Genomic DNA, 20,070 nt, shown 5'->3' on the forward strand with positions numbered 1-20,070 from the left:
CGGCGATGGTGATTAAGCGTTCGGCGATGGTGATTAAGCGTTCGGCGATGGTGATTAAGCGTTCGGCGATGGTGATTAAGCGTTCGGCGATGGTGATTAAGCGTTCGGCGATGGTGATTAAGCGTTCTCTTGCATGTTGTGAGGTATATTTTCTTTGATCTTATGTGATATCTGCTGTTTTTTGCTCTGAGGTTGGTTGGGGGCTAAGCCCTATTTCCCATCAGCGATGGCGGTTCTACTTGTTCGGTGGGTGGATGCCCTGCGCGGGCGGCGCCTCGGGGCCAGCCCCTAGGAACCCCGCGAGGGGGCGATGCCCCCTTCGAAACCCCCAATTTGCGGCGTTCCGATGCTGTTCGCTGGCTGCTCATGTTCGTGCATATGGCCATCAAAACATCAGCGGCACCTTCGCCGCATGGGCCAGGTGTGTAAAGCTGGCGAATCGCCAGTTTCTATTCTTTTGCGCCCTTGATGCCTTGGAGCCTTGGTGGTACAGAATCTTCGGGCCATCGCGTCTTCGTGGTATTTGTCTCTCGGATTTGGCGAAGCGGCGCGGCTCTACTATAATCGTGGGGGACACACCCAGGAATTGTTGAACAGAGAGGACCGCATGCATATACAGAATGATGCGCCGGGCCGACGCTACGCGCCGCTTGACGAGATCGAGGTCGTCGGGGCCGAGGGCGGCACGCTGATCGTGAGCGACGGGGCGCGGCGGGTGTACCTGCGGGCGGCGGCGGGCGCGTCGCTGCGCTTCACCGTGGGCGGGGCGGCGGGGCGGCACACCATCCTGCATGTGACCGACGACAATCGGCTGATCGACCGGGCCTACTTCACCGTGGTGGCCGAGACCGGCATCCGCGACGTGGGCGGCGAGTTCGCCGAGCTGTTTGACCAGGCGTACCTTGCGCTCATGCGGTACCGCGTCACGCATCCGATCCGCTGGGAGGGCAAGCTCTACCGCTCGGCGGCGCTGGATATCGGCGAGTTCGCCCAGGCGCTGCTCGGCCTGCGCTACTTCGAGCCAGCGGTCCAGGATGCCATCAACCTGTTTCGCGAGAGCCAGCGAGCCAACGGCATGATCTGGTCCGATGTCCACCCATTCCCCGGACACAGGCAGCAGGAGGGTGAGTTTCTGCATGTATTCCAGGATGCCAGCGGCTATTTCCGCCGCAACCCCGCTGACCCGCGCACCGAGGCGCTGTTTGTCGAGAGCATCTACCACGCCTGGCAGGCCACGGGCGATGACGCGTGGCTCGTAGCAACGGTGGATGCGGCCATCCGGGCGCTTGAGTATAGCGCCACCGACCCCACGCGCTGGTCGGAGCGGCTGGGGCTGCTCAAGGGCAAATATCCCATTTTTGGCGTGAAGGCATCTGCGCCCGGCGCAGAGGAGCCGCCCGCGCCGGAGGAGGAGCGCTACGGCATCCTGTTTGGCGACAACACGCGCTATATCGCATCCTGCCGCCACGCCGCTGCCATGCTGGAGCACCTTGGCCGCGCCGCCGAGGCCGCCCGCCTGCGCGAGCGCGCCGAGGCGATGGAGCAGCGGCTGGAGCAGGCTTGCTGGGAAGGGGACTACTACTTCTACTATGTGCCCGAGCAGCATGGCCTGATCTACGATGTGGGCGTGGACGAGGATAGCCAGATCGCCAGTGCCAACGCCGAGGCGCTGGGCCTAGGCATCCCGCAGCCCCATGCCGCCGCGATCCTGCGCACCTACCAGCGGCTCGCCCAGAGCCTGCCGCAGGGCGCTCCCGGCGAGTGGCACACAATCATCCCGCCATTTCTGCGCGGCACCTACCTTGCCCCATGGCACGGCACGAATGGCGCGGTGAGCACGACAGGGGCGGGGGCGCTGGCGCTTGGCGCGCTCACCCACGGCTTCGAGCAGTACGGCGTGGATATCCTGCGCCGCGTGGCGAATCTGGCCAGCCAGCACGGCAACAAGCTTCAGCCGCTGTATGTCGGGGCCTTCCCCACGCCGCCGCAGGAGACCTTCACGCAGCTCTCGCTTGAGGGGCTGGCCAACTTCGAGCTTGAGGGCGAGGATGATGAGATCGTCGCGCAGCGCACCATCGAGGGGGTGCCCTTCCTGCCGCTCTCGGGCGGGCCGCGCGCGGCGCTGGCCCTGAGCACATGCCAGGGCCATGCCGCCCAGGCGCGGCTGGAAGTGGGGCAGACTGCTGAGACGGTGTACCTGCTCCACACGCTGGCAAATCTGGAGTCGCCAAATGTCTGCGGGCTGCTGGCGCTGGCCTATGCCGATGGCAGCTGGGCCTATGAGTACATGTTCCGGGGGAGCAACGTGGATGGCTGGGCAAACCCCTTCGCCCCCCACGAGTATGGCGAATCCCGCTTCGCCGCCGCGTGGGGCGAAGCCCAGCCGCCGGACCACGGGGCGCTGGCCTACGCGCTGCCCAACCCCCACCCCGAGAAGGTGATCGACCATATCGAGCTGCGCGCGATGGAGGGCGGGGCCGTGTGGGCAGTTCTGGGGGTGACCCTGAGCGACCAGCCGAGCCGCTTCCCAGAGGACCCGATCGACATGACCGGCACTGGCGACTACACCAACAGCACGCTGCTCGCCGCCCTGGCCAATGGGCTGGCGGGCGTCTCCGACGGGGCGTCGGCCTTCGCGCACGCCCGCATCGCGCCGCGCTGGCTGGCCGCCGAGGTGGGCGAGGCCGAGGTGACGGTGGCCTACCCGGCCTCGGGCGGCTATGTTTCCTACCGCTACGAGCACGACATGGCCAACCGCCAGATTCTGCTGCTGGCCAGCGGCAGCGGCGCGCGGGCCAGCTTCCACGTGCTGCTGCCGCCCTACGCCCAGCGGGTCTCGGTGGTGGCGGGCGACGCCGATGTGCCGCACACCGTCACGGCGGTCGAGCGGTCGCGCTACGCCGACTTTGAGATAGACCTGCTGGGCGCGGTGGCGGTGACGGTGGCCTACTAGCTGGCGCTGCGCGGCGGCAGGGCAGGCTGCCACACCAGCGACCAGCCGCCGTCGGCGCGGGCCTCTAGCTCGGCGGGCGTGCCTGCGGTTACGACCATGGGGTCATCCATGTGGCCGAAGGGCAGCCGCGACACGGTGGGCACGCCTAGCCGCTCGCCCCAGCCCGCCAGCAGCTCGTCCATGGTCGGCCCGCCGTAGTCGGCTGGCGGCGTGTGCGAGAACGAGCCGCCCAGCAGGCCGACGATGCCATCCAGCGCGCCGGAGAGCTGCAGCTGGTGCAGCGCGAAGTCGATGGCGTAGGGCCGCTCGCCCACATCCTCGATCGCTAGGATCTTCCCGCGCAGCGAGGGCATGGCTGGCGTGCCCGCCAGGTTGGCCAGCACCACCAGGCATGCCGCGAAGATCGGCGCGCTGGCCGCGCCTGGGCGCAGCACCCTGGCCGCCGCCTCGCTGGCGTGCGAGCACGCGTAGGGCTGGCCGGTGAGCGTGGCCCTGGCGCTCTGGGCCTGCCGCGACTCGCCGATGCTCTCGGCCAGGGTGCCGTAGAGCGCAGGCCCCCAGCCGCGCCGCAGCCAGCTAGCGTGCAGCACGGTGGTGTCGCTGTAGCCGATCAGCAGGGGCTGGCCCGCCGCCTCGGCCTCGGCCAGGGCGGGCACCAGCTCTACCGCGCCGTAGCCGCCGCGCGCCGCCCACACGATCTCGTGCTGGAGGGCGGCGCGGATGTCCTGGGCGCGCAGCTCGGCGGGCACCCACGAGCCGGGGGCCTGGTAGCGCTCAAGCAGCGGCGATGGCACGATCTCGAATCCGACCAGCTCGGCCCACGCCTTGGCCGTGCGCAGGTACTTGGCGCGCTCGGTGGGGCTGGTGAGGGCGTATGAAGGGCATGTGATGTACATCCGCTGGGTCATAGCACGTTCCTTGGCTGTCTGCGCGCTTCTGGCGCTGGCGGTCTGCCCCGCCGCGTCGGCGCGGGCGGGCCAGCAGGGCCAGGGCGGCCTGGAAGCGCCGCTGGCGATGGCGAATATGTGCGGCCCCGGCACCCCTGGCGAGGTGCAGTTCACGCTGGCGGCCACGGGCGACACCTTCCCGCACGAGAACATCCAGGCGGTGGGCGAGGCCCAGGGGTACGGCGTGCTGTTCGATCAGGTGCGGCCCTTCCTGCAGGCCGCCGATCTGGCCTACACCAACTTCGACGGTGCGATGCTGGAGGGCGCGGGCTACACCGGCTATCCGATGTTCAATTATAACCCGGCGCTGGCCGCAGCCCTGCGGGATGCCGGGGTCGATCTGGTCTCGACCGCCAACAACCACATCCTCGACCGTGGGCCGGAAGGGATCGACGCCACGCTGAAGGTGCTGGCCGCCAACGGCATCCAGCAGCACGGCACGGTGCCCAGCGCCGAGGCCAGCGCGCCGCACCCACCGTACCTGCGCCTTCCCGTGGCCCACGACGGCGTGACGATCACGCTGGGCTTTGTCTCGGCCACGTGGGGCACCAACGGCAACCCCGACCCGCAGGGCCAGGTGAACCTGCTGTATGGGTCGAGCGACTACGGCCAGCAGGGCGGCGTGCGCCAGCAGATCTTGGATGCGGTGGCCCAGGCTAGGCGCGAGACCGACCTGGTGGTGGTGGCGGCGCACTGGGGCCACGAGTACCAGTTCACGCCCGACCAGAGCCAGCTGGATGCGGCCCGCCTGCTGGCGGAGGCCGGGGCCGATGTGATCCTGGGCGCGCAGTCGCACACGCTGCAGCCGGTGGATATTTTGCAGCATAACGGGCGGCAGACGCTGGTGATCTACTCGCTGGCCAACTTCCTGGCCTCGCAGGGCGCGTACCAGGCCGAGTTCTACAGCGCCACCTCGGTGATCTTCTACGTGGGCCTGGTGCGCACGCCCGACGGCGGCGTGCGGGTGAGCGGCTACCGCTACCTGCCCACCATCCATGTGGAAAATGATACTCGCCCCGCGCCCATCCCGCAGGAGGGCTACGAGCAGGTGGTGGCCCACGTGCGCCAGATGATGCGCGACCCCCACGGGCTGCGCCAGCTGCCGCCCGCCGCCGCCGCGCTGCCCCAGCAGCTGCCGATCTGCCAGGAGCTGCGGCCCGCCCAGGGCGCGCAGCCGGTGGGCGGCGATTTCGCCCAGCTCTATCGCACGCTGGGCGGCGATGCCCCGGTGGCGCTCTCCGACGCGGTGGCGGCGCTGGGCCTGCCCAGCGGCCCCGCCGCGCCCGCCCTGAGCGGCGACTGCGCCACCACGCTGCCGGTGCTCACCACGCCCAACCAGCGGCTGGAGTACCACGCCGACGCGCCCTGGCCCTACCGCGTGGTCGGCACCCAGCTGGGCGCGGCGGTCTACCAGCGGCGCTACCACCCCGCCGAGCTTGCGCGCGGCGATATGGGCGACATAACGAATCCGACGTTTCAGAGCTTCTACCAGCGCTACGGCGGCACCCCCATCTTCGGCCTGCCGATCAGCGGCGAGCTAGATGAGGGAGGGACCAAAGTGCAGTATTTTGAGCGCGCCCGCTTCGAGCTGAGCGTGGACGCAGCCGCCACCGCCCCGCTGGGCCAGCAGGTGCGGCTGGGCAGGCTTTCCGAGGAGTACGGCGGGATCGAGGCCATGTGCGGCCTGCCCGCGCCCACCGCCGCGCCTGCGGCTACCGCTGTGCCTGTGGTGGCCACGGCGGCAGCGCCTGCGCCCGCCGCGCCTGTGCCGCTGGCGGCTTGGGTGGCGCTGGCGCTGCTGGCCTCGGTGGCGGTGGGCTTCGGCGGCGGCTGGCTGGTGTTCCGCAGCACCATGCCCGCTGGTGTGGCTCCAGGGGCTCGCTCGCGCTCGCTGCGCGGCCAGCAGGCCAGCGGCGGCTTCACCTACTACGGCGAGCCTGCTGGCCAGAGCGATCTGCCGCCCGCCCACGCCGATCTGCTGCGCGACCTGCTGGGCCTGCCGCCCACGCCGGTGTGGCAGGAGGACGACGACGATGGCGATCTGCTGACCCCCGCCGACGAGGACGACCTGCGCGAGCTGCGCGTGGACCTGGGCGCGCCCCGCAGCGACGAGGACGTGCTGCGCCACCTGCTGGGCGTGTGATGACGGGATTCTTTACCGCCAAGACCCCAAGGCACCAAGGAGAACGACTACCACGAAGGCGCGAAGGGGAACCGTTTTACCACCAAGACACCAAGCCGCCAAGGGAACAAGAGGCTAGAGCAACTGGCGAATCGCCAGCCCTCCCCACCCGGCCCATGCGGCGAAGGTGCCGCTGATGTTTTGATGGCCATATGCACGAACACCAGTTGCCAGTTTTCAGCAGAGGAACGCTCAACATTGGGGGTTCCAAGGGGGCGATGCCCCCTGGTGGGGTTCCGAGGGGCTAGCCCCTCGGCGCTGCCCGCGCAGGGCATCCACCCACCCAACATCGACCAATGCCATCGCTGAAGGAAAAAACGCCCAGCGCCGACGGGAAAAGTGATACCATGTGAGGGCGATGCCCCCTGGTGGGGTTCCGAGGGGCTAGCCCCTCGGCGCTGCCCGCGCAGGGCATCCACCCACCCAACAACCATCACCGCCATTGCTGATGGGGAACACGTCGAAAAAGTGACACCTGTTGAGGGCATCCACCCACTAAACAAGCACGCGCCGCCCGCACCCGACAGGTCGCTGGCGGGCCAGAATACCCGATTTTCTTTGTGCTATTTGCACAAATTGCATGGGTTTTCACCCCACGCTGCCGCTGCTGCGCCCTGTGTGAAAGCGGGAAAACCCGCTTTCATTATCGATTCCACACAAAAAGAATATTGACAAAGCCCCGATTCCAAGCTACACTAGCCTGCATAACTCCTTTCTCCCAAATGTAGAGCACCTGCTACGACAGCAGCCTATCCCTGTAACCCGGTCGTACGTCTGATCGCTGGGTCACATTGACGTACCCAGTCCTGACCCGCTTCCCTCCCTGCGGCGTCGCATGGCTTTTGTGCGGTAGAACCTAGGTGTACACATGGCTGATGAGCCGCTGCGCTCAGTGCACAGCCGCGCGGAGCACACCACGCCCCGTGTGTCTGCGTTTCGCATGCCAGCTACTGGCCTGCTTCGTCGTTCTCTCCCCGCCGTCAGCATTATCGTGCTGCTGCTGTGCCTGTGGGAGCTTGTGAAAGTGCTGTTTGGCATCTCCGATCAGCGTCTGCCCCATCTGGGCGCGATCGTGGATGTGATGTTCACGCGCACCCAGGGCGGCAGCGGCAACGTGCTGATCGTCCAGATGCTGCAGAACGCCTGGGCCACCTTCGGCGTATCGTTTGGCGGCTTCGCGGTCGGCAGCGTGGGCGGCCTGCTGCTGGCGCTGCTGTTCACCCAGGTGCGGCTGCTGGAGCGCGGCCTGATGCCCTACGTGGTCGGCTCGCAGACCGTGCCCATCCTGGCGATCGCGCCGATGGTGGTGGTGGGCCTGGGCCGCCTGGGCGCGCCGGGCTGGGCCGCCAAGGTTTGCATTGCCGCCTACCTGACGTTTTTCCCCGTCACCATCGGCATGCTGCGCGGCCTGCGCGCCGCCTCCCCGCTGAGCCTCGACCTCATGCGCTCGTGCGCCGCCAGCCGCGCCCAGATCTTCTGGAAGCTCCAGCTGCCGGTGTCGCTGCCCTACCTCTTCACCTCGCTCAAGATCGCCGCATCCTCAAGCGTGATCGGCGCGATTGTGGCCGAGCTGCCCGCCGGTAGCCGCGAGGGCATCGGCGTGGCCATCCTGAACGCGGCGCAGTTCTACAACTCGCGCCCGCCTGCGCTCTATGTCGCCATCCTCGTCGCCGCGCTGCTGGGCGTCGCCTTCTACGGGCTGGTCGCCCTGGCCGAGCTGCTGGCGCTTCGCAATCGTCGCGCTCGCTAGTGGTGCGGCTAGCTAGATAGATACACTGCTATGGACACGACACCGATCATCGAATTTGCCCATGTCAGCAAGACCTTCCAGAGCGGCGGCGGCCCCGTCACCGCGCTGCACGAGGTGAACCTTACGATCAACGCGGGCGAGTTTATCGCCCTGATCGGCCCCAGCGGCTGCGGGAAAAGCACCCTGATGCGCCTGATCGGCGACCTCGACCAGCCCAGCGTGGGCAGCGTGCGCGTCAAGTCGAAGACCCCTGACCAGGCCCGCCGCGACCGCGACTACGGCATCGTCTTCCAGGCCCCGGTGCTCTACGAGTGGCGCACGATCCGCAAGAATGTCGAGCTGCCGCTGGAGATCATGGGCCACGCCGCCGAGAGGCGCAGCGAGCGCGCCCGCTCCATGCTGCGGCTGGTGGGGCTGGAGGACTTCTGCGACGCCTACCCGCACCAGCTCTCCGGCGGCATGCAGCAGCGCGCCTCTATCGCTCGCGCCCTGGCCTTCGAGCCGTCCATCCTGCTGATGGATGAGCCGTTTGGCGCGCTCGACGAGATCACCCGCGAGCGCATGCAGCTGGAGCTGCTGCGGATCTGGAGCACCGCCGAGCCGCGCTCGACTGTGATCTTCGTCACCCACAGCATCTCCGAGGCGGTGTTCTTGGCCGACCGCGTGGTGGTGATGTCGCCGCGCCCTGGCCGGATCGAGCAGATCATCCCGATCGATCTGCCCCGCCCGCGCGACTTCGAGACCCGCGAGACCCCGGCCTTCTTCACCCTGGAGAACGAGGTGCGCGAGGCGCTGCGGGCCACCGAGCGGGGGCGCATATGATCGAGCATCCCCCCGCCCTGGCCGCCCCCGCCCCGTCATCGCCGCGCGTGCGCGCGCTGCTGGGCACTTGGCTGCCGCCTATCATCACCTTTGTGCTGGTGCTGGTGGCCTGGGAGTCGGCGGTGCGCGGCTTTGGCATCCCGCTCTACCTGCTGCCCGCGCCTAGCCAGGTGGCCGCCACCTTCCTTGAGCAGCCCGCCCTGCTGCTGCGGATCGGCCTGGCCACCTTCAGCAACGCCCTGGTGGGCTGCGCTATCGGCTGTGCGCTGGGGGTGCTGGTGGCGGTGGCCTGCGTGCGCTGGGGCGTGATCGCCGAGGGCCTGGTGCCGCTGTCGGTGGGGGCCAGCGCCATCCCAATCGTGGCGCTCTCGCCGCTGCTGGGCATCTGGCTGGGCAGCATCAGCCCCGCGTCCAAGATCGCGGTGGTGGTGGTGATGACCTTCTTCCCCTTCTTGGTGAATATGTACAAGGGCCTCAGCTCGGCCCGCACCGACTCGCTGGCGCTGCTGCGGTCCTACGCCGCCAGCGAGCGCGAGATCTTCCTGAAGCTGCGCTTCCCCGCCGCGCTGCCCTTCCTGTTCAACGCGCTGCGGGTGTGCGCCACCCTGAGCATGATCGGCGCGGTGGTCTCCGAGTTCTTCGGCGGGCCGCAGAACGCGCTGGGCGTGTACATCAAGACCCAGGCTGGCATCCTGCAGACCAGCAAGGCCTGGGCGGCGATTGTGGTGGCCTGTGTGTATGGCCTGCTATTCTACGGCGCGGTGATGCTGGCCGAGCGCTTCGCCATGCCCTGGAGGCGCGATCTGCGCGACGACTAGCCCGCTGCGTCGCCCCGGCAATGTGGCCCTGTGGCGATGGCGCACTCCCCAACCCCCCGCCCGCACCCGGAAGTACGGGCACCGATTCTCTTCGCAGTAGCCGTGCGATTGTTAAGGAGGTTCCGAGTGTACCAGCGCAAATTCTTCAGCCTGGCTGCCACCATCGCGGTGTTCGGCGGCATGCTGGCCGCCTGCGGCCAGCCGTCTGCGGCAGCCCCGACCGCTGCCCCCGCCGCCACCGCCGCGCCTGCGGCCACCGAGGCCGCCGCTACCGCCGCACCTGCGGCCACCGAGGCCGCCACCGCCGCGCCCGCCACCGCCGCGCCCGAGGCCACATCCGCCGCCAGCGGCCCCGCCGACAAGGTGACGCTGCAGCTCAAGTGGGTGGCCCAGGCCCAGTTCGCGGGCTACTTCGCCGCGCTGGAGCAGGGCTACTACAAGGATGAGAACCTGGATGTGACCATCGCCCCCGGCGGCCCCGATATCGTGCCCGAGCAGGTGGTGGCCAGCGGCCAGGCCCAGTTCGGCATCGACTGGATGGCCAGCCTGCTCGCCACCCGCGAGACCGGCGCGCCGCTGGTGAACATCGCCCAGGTCTACACCCGCGCCGGTATGCGCCACCTCTCCTGGAAGGACTCGAACATCACCAAGCCCGCCGACCTGAAGGGCAAAAAGGTGGCGGTGTGGTTCGGCGGCAACGAGTACGACCTGCTGGCCACGCTCAGCAAGGCCCAGCTGAACAAGGACACCGACCTGACCCTGGTGCAGCAGCCCTTCGACATGAACCTGCTGCTGAACAAGGAGGTCGACGCCGCCGCCGCCATGACCTACAACGAGCTGTACCAGGTGCTGAGCGCCGGGCACACCATCGACGAGCTGAACATCCTCGACTACAACACCGAGGGCACCGCCATGCCCGAGGATGGCATCTTCGTGAGCAACGACTGGCTGAGCGCCGACCCCAAGAACAAGGACATCGCCGCGCGCTTCCTGCGCGCATCGTTCAAGGGCTGGGCCTACTGCCGCGACAACGCCGATGCCTGCGTCGACATCGTGCTGAAGCAGGACTCCGGCGGCGTGATGACCAAGGAAGCCCAGAAGTGGCAGATGGACGAGGTGAACAAGCTGATCTGGGGCGACCCGATCAACCCCGACACCAAGATCGGCTACCTTGAGCCGAGCCTGTTCACGTTCGCCGCCGACACCGCGCTGCAGTTTGGCGTGATCAAGAACCCCGCCAGCGACGAGGCCTACACCCACGAGATCTGGGAGGCGGCCACCAAGTAGCCGCCCGCATCGCATCTTACATCTTCCCCCACTAGCTCGCTGTGCGAGGGGCCGCGCCGCATATGTGCGGCCCCTCCGCTTTTGTTCAATGAATGAGGTTCCCTATGGATTTCGGCATTACCCTGAAACTTGATATGTCCCCCGCCCGCAGCGTGGCGCTCACCCGCCAGGCCGAGGCCGCAGGCTTCAACTACGGCTGGGTCTTCGACTCGCACGTGCTGTGGAACGAGTGCTACCCCATGCTCACGCTGATGGCCAGCAACACCCAGCGCATGCAGCTCGGCACCTGCGTGACGAACCCGGCGGTGCGCGACCTGACCGTGACGGCCAGCGCGCTAGCCACGCTGAACCTGATCTCGGGCGGGCGCATGGTGCTGGGTATTGGCCGAGGCGATAGCTCGCGCCGCGTGCTGGGCAAGCGCCCCACCAAGCTGTCGGATCTGGAAGACACCGCGCTGAAGATCAAGACCCTGGTCACCGGCGGCGAGATCACCCACGAGGAGCGCCCGGTCACGTTTACCTGGGCCGATGCCAGCATGCCGCTGCCGATCTGGGTGGCGGGCTACGGCCCCAAGGCCCTGAACCTGACGGGCCGGATCGCCGATGGCGTGATCCTGCAGTTCGCCGACCCGGGCCTGATCAAGTGGTGCCTGGGCTTCCTGCACGAGGGCGCGCGCGAGGCGGGCCGCGACCCATCCAGCATCAAGGTGATGGCCGCCGCGCCCGCCTGGGTCTCGGATGATCTGGAGAAGGCCCGCGAGCACGTGCGCTGGTTCCCCGCGCTGGTCTCCAACCACGTGGTCGACCTGCTCTCGAAGTATGACCCCGCCACGCTGCCCCCCGAGCTGACATCCTACGTGACCAACCGCCAGGGCTACGACTACCTGCACCACGCCGAGGTCGGCAGCAGCAACGCCAGCTTCGTGAGCGATGAGGTGGTCGATCGCTTCTGTATCATCGGGCCGGTGGAGGAGCACAAGCGCCGCCTGGCCGAGCTGGCCGAGATCGGGGTGGATCAGTTCAATATCTACCTGATGTCTGGCGAGGAAGAGGCCTGCGTCGAGGCCTATGGCAAGGAGATCATCCCCGCCTTGGCCAATGTGCAAAAGGGTGTGAGCAGTCTAGCGTAGCTGTGTTGAGGCGCTCATCCAACGAGTTGAGGCGCTCATCCAACGAGTTGAGGCGCTCATCCAACGAGTTGAGGCGCTCATCCAACGAGTTGAGGTGTCCATCCAACGAGTTGAGGTGTCCATCCAACGAGTTGAGGCGCTCATCCAACGAGTTGAGACGCTCATCCAACGAGTTGAGGCGCTCATCCAACGAGTTGAGGCGCTCATCCAACGAGTTGAGACGCTCATCCAACGAGTTGAGACGTTCATCCAACGAGTTGAGGCGCTCATCCAACGAGTTGAGAGCATTTACGCGCAGGTGTGCGCTGTATGTGTATCTTGCATGCTGTTGATTTGTGCATCCCTCTTCACCCCAGGGTCTTCTGGCTGGAACGAGCGCCTGTGCGAATCCTCCTCCATGGTGGCTACATCGGCGCTCGCACCCCAGCACCCAGAAGCCTGGGGTCTTGTTATTCTTTCTTTTCGATAGGAGTATCCTCATGACAACGGTGATCAAAGGCGGAACTGTTGTGACGGCGAGCGATACCTTCGCCGCAGATGTGCTGGTCGAGGGCGAGCAGATCGTGGCGCTCGGCACTGACCTGGCGGGCGACACCGTGATCGACGCCAGCGGCACCTATGTGATCCCGGGCGGCATCGACGTGCACACCCATCTCGACATGCCGTTCGGCGGCACCGTCTCCTCCGACGATTTCTTCACGGGCCACCGCGCGGCGGCGTTCGGCGGCACCACCATGCATATCGACTTCGCCATCCAGCCCAAGGGCGCGACCCTGCGCGAGACGGTGGACACCTGGCAGGCCAAGGCCAGCGGCAAGGCCGCGATCGACTACGGCTTCCATGTGGCGATCACCGACCTGAACGACGGTATTCTGGATGAGCTGACCCGCTGCGCGACCTATGGCGTCACCAGCGTGAAGCTGTTCATGGCCTACAAAGGCTCGCTGCAGGTGGATGACACCACGCTGTTTCGCGCCATGCAGAAGGCCGCGGCCAGCGACCTGCTGATCATGGTGCACGCCGAGAATGGTGACGCCATCGATGTGCTGGTGAAGGAGGCCATCGCGGCGGGCAATCTCGCGCCCAAGTACCACGCGCTCACCCGCCCGCCCCAGCTGGAGGCCGAGGCCACGGGCCGCGCCATCCGCCTGGCCGAGGTCACGGGCGCGCCGCTGTATGTGGTGCACGTGACCAACGCCGCCGCCGCCGACCAGATCGGCCAGGCCCGCGCGCGCGGCAGCCTGAACATCCACGGCGAGACCTGCACCCAGTACTTTTTCTTCACCAAGGACGATCTGGCCCGCGAGGGCTTCGAGGGCGCGAAGTGGGTCTGCTCGCCGCCCTTCCGCGAGGAGAGCGACCACGAGCCGCTGTGGAAGGCGGTCGCCTCCGACGTGCTCCAGGTGGTCTCCACCGATCACTGCCCGTTCTGGTATGAGGGCGGCGTGGATGGCAAGCAGCCCGGCAAGGAGCTGGGCAAGGCCAGCTTCGCCGCCATCCCCAACGGCTGCCCAGGCATCGAGGAGCGCCTGATGATCCTCTACACCCACGGCGTGCGCACCGGCAAGATCTCGCTGAACCGCTGGGTCGAGCTGTGCAGCACCGCCCCGGCCCAACTGTTCGGCTGCTACCCCAAGAAGGGCCTGATCGCCCCCGGGGCCGACGCCGACATTGTGCTGTGGGATCCGGCGGCCAGCCGCACGCTCACCGCTGGCGAGCTGCACCAGAACACCGACTACACGCTCTACGAGGGCTGGGAGGTGGTGGGCCTGCCGCGCACGGTGCTCTCGCGCGGGCGGGTGCTGGTGGATGGCGGCGTGTGGAAGGGCGAGCAGGGCGCTGGTCAGTTTGTGGCCCGCAAGCCATTTGGCAAGTAGCAGTAGGAGCATTTTTTCATGACAACCAACACCATGAGCGGGCAGGAGATCGTGGATCTGACCCGCGAGCATACGCTGTACGACTGGGCGATGCAGTCGGCGGTCAGCGCCATCCCGATCGACCACGCCAAGGGCGTGTACATGTGGGACACCGACGGCAAGCGCTACCTCGACTTCAACAGCCAGCTGATGTCGGTGAACATCGGCCACGGCGACGAGCGCGTGATCGAGGCCGTGCGTCGGCAGATGGAGCGGGTCTGCTATGTGACCCCCACCACCTTCACCACCGACGTGCGCGCCGAGGCCGGGCGGCTGCTGGCCGAGGTCACGCCATCCAGCCTGACCAAGGCCTTCTTCACCAACGGCGGGGCCGACGCGGTGGAGAACGCCCTGCGCATGGCCAAGCTCTACACCGGGCGCTGGAAGGTGCTGGCCCGCTACAAGTCGTACCACGGCGCGACGGCGGGCGCGATCAGCCTGACCGGCGACCCGCGCCGCTGGCCCGCCGAGCCGGGCATCCCCGGCGTGGTGCGCTACCCCGATGTGTCGTTCTACCACAGCCGCTACAAGGGCAGCCTAGAGGACTATGTGGCCGACGTGCTGAACGCCACCGAGGACGTGATTAAGTACGAGGGGCCGGGCAGCATCGCCGCGCTGATCGCCGAGACGGTGGTGGGCACCAACGGCATCCTCATCCCGCCCGAGGGCTACCTGAAGGGCATCCGCGAGCTGTGCACCAAGTACGGCATCGTCTACATCGCCGACGAGGTGATGTGTGGCTTCGGGCGCACCGGCAAGTGGTTCGCGGTGGACCACTGGGATGTGCAGCCCGACATCATGGCGGTGGCCAAGGGCCTGACCAGCTCGTACGTGCCGCTGGGCGCAGCCATGGTGAACGGCGAGATCGCCGAGTACTTCGACACCCACTACCTAAACGCGGGCCTGACCTACCACGCCCACCCGGTGGGCTGCGCGGCGGCGGTGGCCAACATCCAGATCTACCGGGAAGACAAGCTGATCGAGAACGCCGCCGCCCTGGGCCTGGTGCTCAAGGCCGAGCTGGAGGCCATGGCCGAGCGCCACCCCTGCGTCGGCGATGTGCGCGCGATCGGCCTGTTCAGCCTGCTGGAGCTGGTGAAGGACCGCGACACCCGCGAGCCGCTGGTGCCCTACAACCCCACCGGCGCGCAGCTGGCCCCCATGAACAAGCTGAAGGCCTTCCTGATCGAGCGCGGGCTGTACGCGCTAGTGCGCTGGAACACGGTGTTCTGCAACCCGCCGCTGTGCATCACCGAGCAGCAGCTGCGCGAGGGCCTGGCGATCATCGACGAGGGCCTGTACCAGATCGATGCGCTGGTGGGCTAGCTGGCCGCATGTGGCTGCGGGGCGCGGGCCGGGCCTGCGCCCTGCCTGAATAGTAGGGCTGTGCGTTCTCGACAGAGCGCCTGTTTTTTACCACCAAGACGCCAAGACACCAAGAAGAAGACCTTCGCGTCTTCGTGGTAAAGAATCTTTGGTGCATAAAGAACGCAGCGGTCCGGCCTGAATAGAAAGAAGCGACGATGACGACATCAACCCTTGATCCGGCGCGCACGGTGGCCGAGCTGAAGGAGCTGCGCGCCCTGACCGGCGACGAGGATGGTGCGCAGCGCGTGGCCTGGACCGACGTGTGGCGCAGGACGCTCGACTGGTACCGCGAGAAGCTGGCCGCGCTGCCGGTGGAGGTGATCACCGACCCGGCGGGCAACACCTGGGCCACGCTGCGCGGTGCGTCGGAGCGCAGCCTGCTGATCGGCGGGCATCTCGACTCGGTGCCCAACGGCGGGTGGCTGGATGGCTGCCTGAATGTGCTGGCCGGGCTAGAGGTGCTGCGGCGGATCGCCGCCGACGGCACGCCGCCCGTCACGGTGCGCCTGGTGAACTGGGCCGACGAGGAAGGCGCGCGCTTTGGGCGCAGCCTGTTCGGCTCCAGCGCCTTCTCGGGCACGCTCGACCCCGAGGATATCGCCGACCTGAAGGATCGCGACGGCATCGCCTGGCCCGAGGCGCTGAAGGCCTTTGATGTTGACCTCTACACCGCCAAGCTGGCCACGGCCCAGCAGCAGCACGCCGCCGCCTACCTGGAGCTGCACATCGAGCAGGGGCCGGTGCTGGAGGATATGGGCCTGCCCATGGGCGTGGTGCTGGGCACCTTCGGCGTCGAGCGCAACGCCATCACCTTCCTGGGCCAGGCCGCACACGCTGGGTCCACGCCCATGCACAAGCGCCGCGACGCCTTCGCCGCCGCCGCCAAGCTGGGGCTAGAGATCCGCGAGATCGCCAAGCGCCACGGCGGGGTGTGCACGCTGGGCAGCTGCGTCACCAAGCCCGGCATCGTCACGGCGGTGGTGGGCGAGGCCACGGTGGCGCTCGACCAGCGCCACATGGATGCGGGCGAGCTGGCCGCGATGCTCCAGGAGGCCAAGGATGCCAGCCAGCGCTTCGCCGCCGAGGAGCAGTGCGAGGTGGCGTGGAGCCCGATCTGGCGGATCGAGCCGATCCCCTTCGACCCCGGCCTGATCGAGCTGGCCGACGAGGCCATCCGCGAGACCTGCGGCACCTCGCACCGCCTGCCCAGCGGCCCCCTGCACGACGCCGCCGAGGTGGCGCGGGCGGGCATCCCCACCGTCATGCTGTTCGTGCAGAGCCTGCGCGGCATCTCGCACAACAAGATCGAGGACACGCTAGAGGAGCACCTAGAGCTGTCGGTGCAGGCGCTGGACAAGCTGGCCAGCAAGGCTATGGCGTTGATCGCCAAGGGCTAGCGGCCCCGCCAGCATGCGAGCGGCCCTGGGAGGTGTGGTCTACCCACACCTCCCAGGGCCGTTTGGTGCTGAAGGAGCGCCGTGGCCTACTTTGTCGCCACCATCTGGCCGATCTCAAGGGTTCGGGACTGCGCGTCGCCCGAGATTTTGAAGGGCACGCCCTCGTAGCGCTGCTGGGCGTTGCCGGCAGTCGCATTGTTGTTCACCCACGACTTGGCCTCATCGGCCTGCTTGCCGGTGTAGGCGGCGGTCACCACGGTGGTGAAGAACGGCTGGATGCCATCGGCCTGGAGCGCGCCGGTGGCGTCGGTGTACTTGGCCTCGATGTAGTCCACATTGTTGGTGTTGCGGGCATAGTAGGTGACGTGCTGCTGGATATCGCCAGCACCCAGCGAGCAGTCCCACACATAGTACGATATCACCTGCTGGGCGTCGGTGCAGCTGAACTGCTGCTGCTCCAGCGCGCCTTTGAGCGCGGCTGGCTGCAGGGTGGCGAGGCCAGCTGCGGATGGGGCGTTGGTAGCCGCGCTGCGCTGGCGGGCCTGGTAGCGTGGCACCACGACCGCCATCATCAGGAATAGGCCGATCAGGAACAGGATGACGGCGACCGCGTACTTGATGATGCGCGGCGTCAGCCACTCGTTGTACATGCCGCGCGAGTGGTTGGAGTGGACCTCTCGTAGCGTGTTCTCGACCGACATGGCGGTGATATTTGGATCGACACGGCTGAAGCTGATGCCGTGGTTGGTGATGTGCAGCTTCAGATATCGCCCGAGGGAGATAGTGCGAAAGAAGTTAAAGCCCATACAGCGCTCCTCCAGTGAGAGATATACGCCAACGTTCGGTATTCGCGGGGTTAGAAATGTGACTCCAAGTGTACTTTCGATGTGAGGAGGTGTCAAGGCACAGCGGCCATGCGGCGGTGCTGCGCGTTTTCGCTGGCAGAACGGTTTTGCCACCAAGTCACCAAGGAAAAAGGAAGCCAAAGATAAAGATACAAGCCTTCGCGTCTTCGTGGTAAAAAATCTTCCGTGAATCAAGAACGCATAAATCCTGAGGTAGGCTACGATCACGCTTGACAAACTGCCGCCGTGGTGCTACTCTTTTTGCAAGCGCTTACAACACCAGAAGCAAAATAGACTGCTGAGCTGGCGTAGAACGAACTTATTCTTGTAAGCACTTGCAGAGGTCATGCAATGCCGCAGCCTGAAGGCCACGCCGTCACCATCTTCGATGTCGCCGACGAGGCGGGCGTCTCCTACGCCACCGTCTCGCGGGTGATCAACAACAAGGCCCACGTGAAGCCCGAGAAGCGCGAGGCGGTGCTGCGCGCTATGGCGCGGCTGGGCTATGTGGCCAACCAGCAGGCCCGCAGCCTGGCTGGCGGGCGCTCGCGGGTGATCGGCCTGATGGCCTCCGAGCTGAGCACCGGCTACATGGGCAAGATTATCCAAGGCATCGACGAGGCCCTGGCCGAGACCGAGTACGACCTGCTGCTCTACTCCACCCGCAGGCGCACCACGCGCGAGGCATCCTACGTGGCCTCGATCACGCGCGGCCTGGCCGATGGCCTGCTGCTGGTGCTGCCCCGCAACCCCGCCTCGTACCTGCAGTCGCTGCGGCAGCGCCGCTTCCCCTATGTGCTGGTCGATCACCAGGGCATTGGGGCCGCCGAGCCTGCCGTGGGCGCCACCAACGAGCGCGGGGCCTACGACGCCACCTGCTACCTGATCGAGCTTGGCCACCGCCGGATCGGCTTCATCGGCGGCGACATGGGGCTGCGCTGCGCGGTCGACCGCCTAAACGGCTACCGCATGGCCCTGGCCGAGTTCGGCATCGCGCCCGACCCGCAGCTCGTGCTGCCGGGCGACTTTATGCAGCCCGCCGCCTACCAGTCGGCCAGCGCGCTGCTGGCCCTGCCCGAGCGCCCCACCGCGATCTTCGCATCGAACGATGTGACGGCCTTCGGCGCGATGGATGCGGCCCGCGACATGGGGCTGCGCATCCCCGATGATATCTCGATCGTCGGCTTCGACGACATCGCCATGTCCGAGATGGTGACACCAAAGCTCACCACGGTACGCCAGCCGCTTGTGGCCATGGGTTCAGCCGCCACACGCGCGCTGCTGGCCATGCTCGAAGACCCCACACAGGTCTGCGAGCGGCTCGACCTACCGACCGAGCTGGTCATCCGTGGCTCGGCCAAGGCCCCAGCCTAGATGCTTTTCCCGTGGCCCGGCGTGCGTCGGGCCTGCGTCTCTATCTTCCCTTCCATGAGTGGTAAAGGAGCCAGATCATGACCGACCGCTATCAGCCCCGCCCAGAAGACAAGTTTACCTTCGGCCTGTGGACCGTTGGGAATATTGGTCGCGACCCGTTCGGCGAGCCGGTGCGCCCCACGATCTCGCCCGTGGAGATCGTGCACCTGCTGGCCGAGGTCGGCGCATATGGCGTGAACTTCCACGACAACGACCTGGTGCCGATCAACGCCACCCCGGCGGAGCGCGACCAGATCGTGCGCGACTTCAAGGCGGCCCTGAAGGAGACTGGCCTTGTGGTGCCGATGGCCACCACCAACCTGTTCACCGATCCGGCGTTCAAGGATGGCGCGTTCACCTCGAACGACCCCAAGGTGCGGGCCTACGCCATCCAGAAGACCATGAATGCCATCGACCTGGGTGTGGAGTGCGGCGCGAGCACCTATGTGTTCTGGGGCGGTCGCGAGGGCACCGAGAGCGACGCCAACAAGAACCCGGCAGACTCGATGAAGCGCTTCCGCGAGGCGCTCAACTTCCTGTGCGAGTACTCGATCAGCCAGGGCTACAAGCTCAAGTTTGCGCTTGAGCCGAAGCCGAACGAGCCGCGCGGCGACATCTACCTGGCCACGGTCGGCTCGGCGCTGGGCTTCATCAGCACGCTGGATCACCCCGAGATGGTGGGCGTGAACCCCGAGGTCGCCCACGACACCATGGCCGGCCTGAACTTCCTGCACGCCGTGGCCCAGGCCTGGGACGCGGGCAAGCTGTTCCACATCGACCTGAACGACCAGGTGATCGGCCGCTACGACCAGGACTTCCGCTTCGGCGCGGCCAACCTGAAGTCGGCCTTCTACCTGGTGAAGTTCCTTGAGGATGTGGGCTACCAGGGCATGCGCCACTTCGACGCGCACGCCTACCGCACCGAGGACTACGAGGGCGTGAAGGACTTCGCGCGCGGCTGCATGCGCACCTACCTGATCCTGAAGGAGAAGGCCCAGCAGTGGAACGCCGACGCCGAGCTGCAGGCGCTGCTGAAGGCGGTGCCGCAGGACGACGGCTCGGTGGCGCAGTTCACCGGCGCGTTCAGCAAGGAGAAGGCTGCCGCCCTCAAGGCGTTCAGCTTCGACCGCGCGGCGCTGGGCGCGCGTGGCTACGGCTACGAGCGGATCGACCAGATCACGAACGAGATCCTGCTTGGCGTCCGCTAGGTGATGGAGAAGGGGTGCCCTGCCAGCTGGCGGG

Annotated in this window: 15 protein-coding genes and 1 pseudogene (1 of these 16 cut by a window edge); 13 read left to right on the top strand and 3 right to left on the bottom strand. The window is 66.9% G+C overall.

Annotated features, from left to right (window positions below; translation table 11 throughout):
• Window positions 1-158 (top strand): annotated as a pseudogene (locus F8S13_20985) (hypothetical protein) (it extends 184 nt beyond the left edge of the window).
• A 449-nt stretch (window positions 159-607) separates the two neighbouring features.
• Window positions 608-2,953 (top strand): hypothetical protein, encoded by a 2,346-nt coding sequence (locus F8S13_20990; protein ID KAB8141001.1) that lies wholly within the window; start codon window positions 608-610, stop codon window positions 2,951-2,953.
• Here the strand turns inward: F8S13_20990 and F8S13_20995 are convergent.
• Complete coding sequence (locus F8S13_20995; protein ID KAB8141002.1) at window positions 2,950-3,861, bottom strand: LD-carboxypeptidase; 912 nt, start codon at window positions 3,859-3,861, stop codon at window positions 2,950-2,952. The genes F8S13_20990 and F8S13_20995 overlap by 4 nt on opposite strands.
• Here F8S13_20995 and F8S13_21000 point away from each other — a divergent pair.
• The 6 genes from F8S13_21000 to F8S13_21025 all read left to right on the top strand — a co-directional run bounded on the left by F8S13_21000 (window position 3,842) and on the right by F8S13_21025 (window position 11,889).
• Complete coding sequence (locus F8S13_21000) at window positions 3,842-6,043, top strand: CapA family protein (protein ID KAB8141003.1); 2,202 nt, start codon at window positions 3,842-3,844, stop codon at window positions 6,041-6,043. The two genes, F8S13_20995 and F8S13_21000, sit on opposite strands and share 20 nt — an antisense overlap.
• Window positions 6,044-6,950: 907 nt before the next feature.
• Entirely contained in the window at window positions 6,951-7,832 is an 882-nt protein-coding gene (locus tag F8S13_21005; GenBank protein ID KAB8141004.1) for an ABC transporter permease, read from the top strand.
• Window positions 7,833-7,862: 30 nt separating this feature from the next.
• Entirely contained in the window at window positions 7,863-8,654 is a 792-nt protein-coding gene (locus F8S13_21010) for an ABC transporter ATP-binding protein (protein KAB8141005.1), read from the top strand.
• Entirely contained in the window at window positions 8,651-9,472 is an 822-nt protein-coding gene (locus F8S13_21015) for an ABC transporter permease (GenBank protein ID KAB8141006.1), read from the top strand. The genes F8S13_21010 and F8S13_21015 overlap by 4 nt, the downstream gene beginning before the upstream one ends.
• A 36-nt stretch (window positions 9,473-9,508) precedes the next feature.
• Window positions 9,509-10,759, top strand: a complete 1,251-nt coding sequence (locus F8S13_21020; GenBank protein KAB8141007.1) for an ABC transporter substrate-binding protein — start codon at window positions 9,509-9,511, stop codon at window positions 10,757-10,759.
• Between the two features lie 104 nt (window positions 10,760-10,863).
• Complete coding sequence (locus F8S13_21025; protein ID KAB8141008.1) at window positions 10,864-11,889, top strand: TIGR03842 family LLM class F420-dependent oxidoreductase; 1,026 nt, start codon at window positions 10,864-10,866, stop codon at window positions 11,887-11,889.
• Here F8S13_21025 and F8S13_21030 read toward each other — a convergent pair.
• On the bottom strand, window positions 11,840-12,385 hold the full coding sequence (locus tag F8S13_21030) for a DUF16 domain-containing protein (protein ID KAB8141009.1): 546 nt from the start codon (window positions 12,383-12,385) through the stop codon (window positions 11,840-11,842). The two genes, F8S13_21025 and F8S13_21030, sit on opposite strands and share 50 nt — an antisense overlap.
• On the opposite strand from F8S13_21030, the gene hydA reads away from it, so the two are divergent.
• From hydA to F8S13_21045, 3 genes are all read left to right on the top strand, one after another.
• Window positions 12,369-13,766 carry a dihydropyrimidinase gene (gene hydA / locus F8S13_21035; GenBank protein KAB8141010.1) on the top strand — a complete coding sequence of 466 codons (1,398 nt, stop codon included), beginning with the start codon at window positions 12,369-12,371 and terminating at the stop codon, window positions 13,764-13,766. The two genes, F8S13_21030 and hydA, sit on opposite strands and share 17 nt — an antisense overlap.
• 33 nt (window positions 13,767-13,799) lie before the next feature.
• Window positions 13,800-15,131: an aminotransferase class III-fold pyridoxal phosphate-dependent enzyme gene (locus F8S13_21040; protein KAB8141089.1), complete on the top strand. Its 1,332-nt coding sequence runs from the start codon at window positions 13,800-13,802 to the stop codon at window positions 15,129-15,131.
• A 197-nt stretch (window positions 15,132-15,328) separates the two neighbouring features.
• On the top strand, window positions 15,329-16,570 hold the full coding sequence (locus F8S13_21045) for a Zn-dependent hydrolase (protein ID KAB8141011.1): 1,242 nt from the start codon (window positions 15,329-15,331) through the stop codon (window positions 16,568-16,570).
• 86 nt (window positions 16,571-16,656) lie between these two features.
• Here F8S13_21045 and F8S13_21050 read toward each other — a convergent pair whose 3' ends face one another.
• Window positions 16,657-17,376, bottom strand: coding sequence for a hypothetical protein (locus F8S13_21050; GenBank protein ID KAB8141012.1), 720 nt, complete (start codon window positions 17,374-17,376; stop codon window positions 16,657-16,659).
• 390 nt (window positions 17,377-17,766) lie between these two features.
• Between F8S13_21050 and F8S13_21055 the strand changes: the two genes are divergently transcribed.
• Together F8S13_21055 and F8S13_21060 are read left to right on the top strand one after the other, a co-directional pair.
• Complete coding sequence (locus F8S13_21055) at window positions 17,767-18,789, top strand: LacI family transcriptional regulator (protein KAB8141013.1); 1,023 nt, start codon at window positions 17,767-17,769, stop codon at window positions 18,787-18,789.
• 77 nt (window positions 18,790-18,866) lie between these two features.
• Window positions 18,867-20,036, top strand: a complete 1,170-nt coding sequence (locus F8S13_21060) for a xylose isomerase (GenBank protein KAB8141014.1) — start codon at window positions 18,867-18,869, stop codon at window positions 20,034-20,036.
• The last annotated feature ends 34 nt before the right edge of the window (window positions 20,037-20,070 follow it).

Source organism: Chloroflexia bacterium SDU3-3 (assembly GCA_009268125.1).
Taxonomy (GTDB): Bacteria; Chloroflexota; Chloroflexia; order Chloroflexales; family Roseiflexaceae; genus SDU3-3.

Bases quoted from the DNA above. Each gene is read 5' to 3' on its own strand.
- hydA (KAB8141010.1), top strand. From the start codon at position 12,369: ATGACAACGGTGATCAAAGGCGGAACTGTTGTGACGGCGAGCGATACC.
- F8S13_21015 (KAB8141006.1), top strand. From the start codon at position 8,651: ATGATCGAGCATCCCCCCGCCCTGGCCGCCCCCGCCCCGTCATCGCCG.
- F8S13_21000 (KAB8141003.1), top strand. From the start codon at position 3,842: ATGTACATCCGCTGGGTCATAGCACGTTCCTTGGCTGTCTGCGCGCTT.
- F8S13_21050 (KAB8141012.1), bottom strand. From the start codon at position 17,376: ATGGGCTTTAACTTCTTTCGCACTATCTCCCTCGGGCGATATCTGAAG.
- F8S13_21025 (KAB8141008.1), top strand. From the start codon at position 10,864: ATGGATTTCGGCATTACCCTGAAACTTGATATGTCCCCCGCCCGCAGC.
- F8S13_21040 (KAB8141089.1), top strand. From the start codon at position 13,800: ATGAGCGGGCAGGAGATCGTGGATCTGACCCGCGAGCATACGCTGTAC.
- F8S13_20990 (KAB8141001.1), top strand. From the start codon at position 608: ATGCATATACAGAATGATGCGCCGGGCCGACGCTACGCGCCGCTTGAC.
- F8S13_21005 (KAB8141004.1), top strand. From the start codon at position 6,951: ATGGCTGATGAGCCGCTGCGCTCAGTGCACAGCCGCGCGGAGCACACC.
- F8S13_21055 (KAB8141013.1), top strand. From the start codon at position 17,767: ATGCCGCAGCCTGAAGGCCACGCCGTCACCATCTTCGATGTCGCCGAC.
- F8S13_21020 (KAB8141007.1), top strand. From the start codon at position 9,509: ATGGCGCACTCCCCAACCCCCCGCCCGCACCCGGAAGTACGGGCACCG.
- F8S13_21045 (KAB8141011.1), top strand. From the start codon at position 15,329: ATGACGACATCAACCCTTGATCCGGCGCGCACGGTGGCCGAGCTGAAG.
- F8S13_21060 (KAB8141014.1), top strand. From the start codon at position 18,867: ATGACCGACCGCTATCAGCCCCGCCCAGAAGACAAGTTTACCTTCGGC.
- F8S13_20995 (KAB8141002.1), bottom strand. From the start codon at position 3,861: ATGACCCAGCGGATGTACATCACATGCCCTTCATACGCCCTCACCAGC.
- F8S13_21010 (KAB8141005.1), top strand. From the start codon at position 7,863: ATGGACACGACACCGATCATCGAATTTGCCCATGTCAGCAAGACCTTC.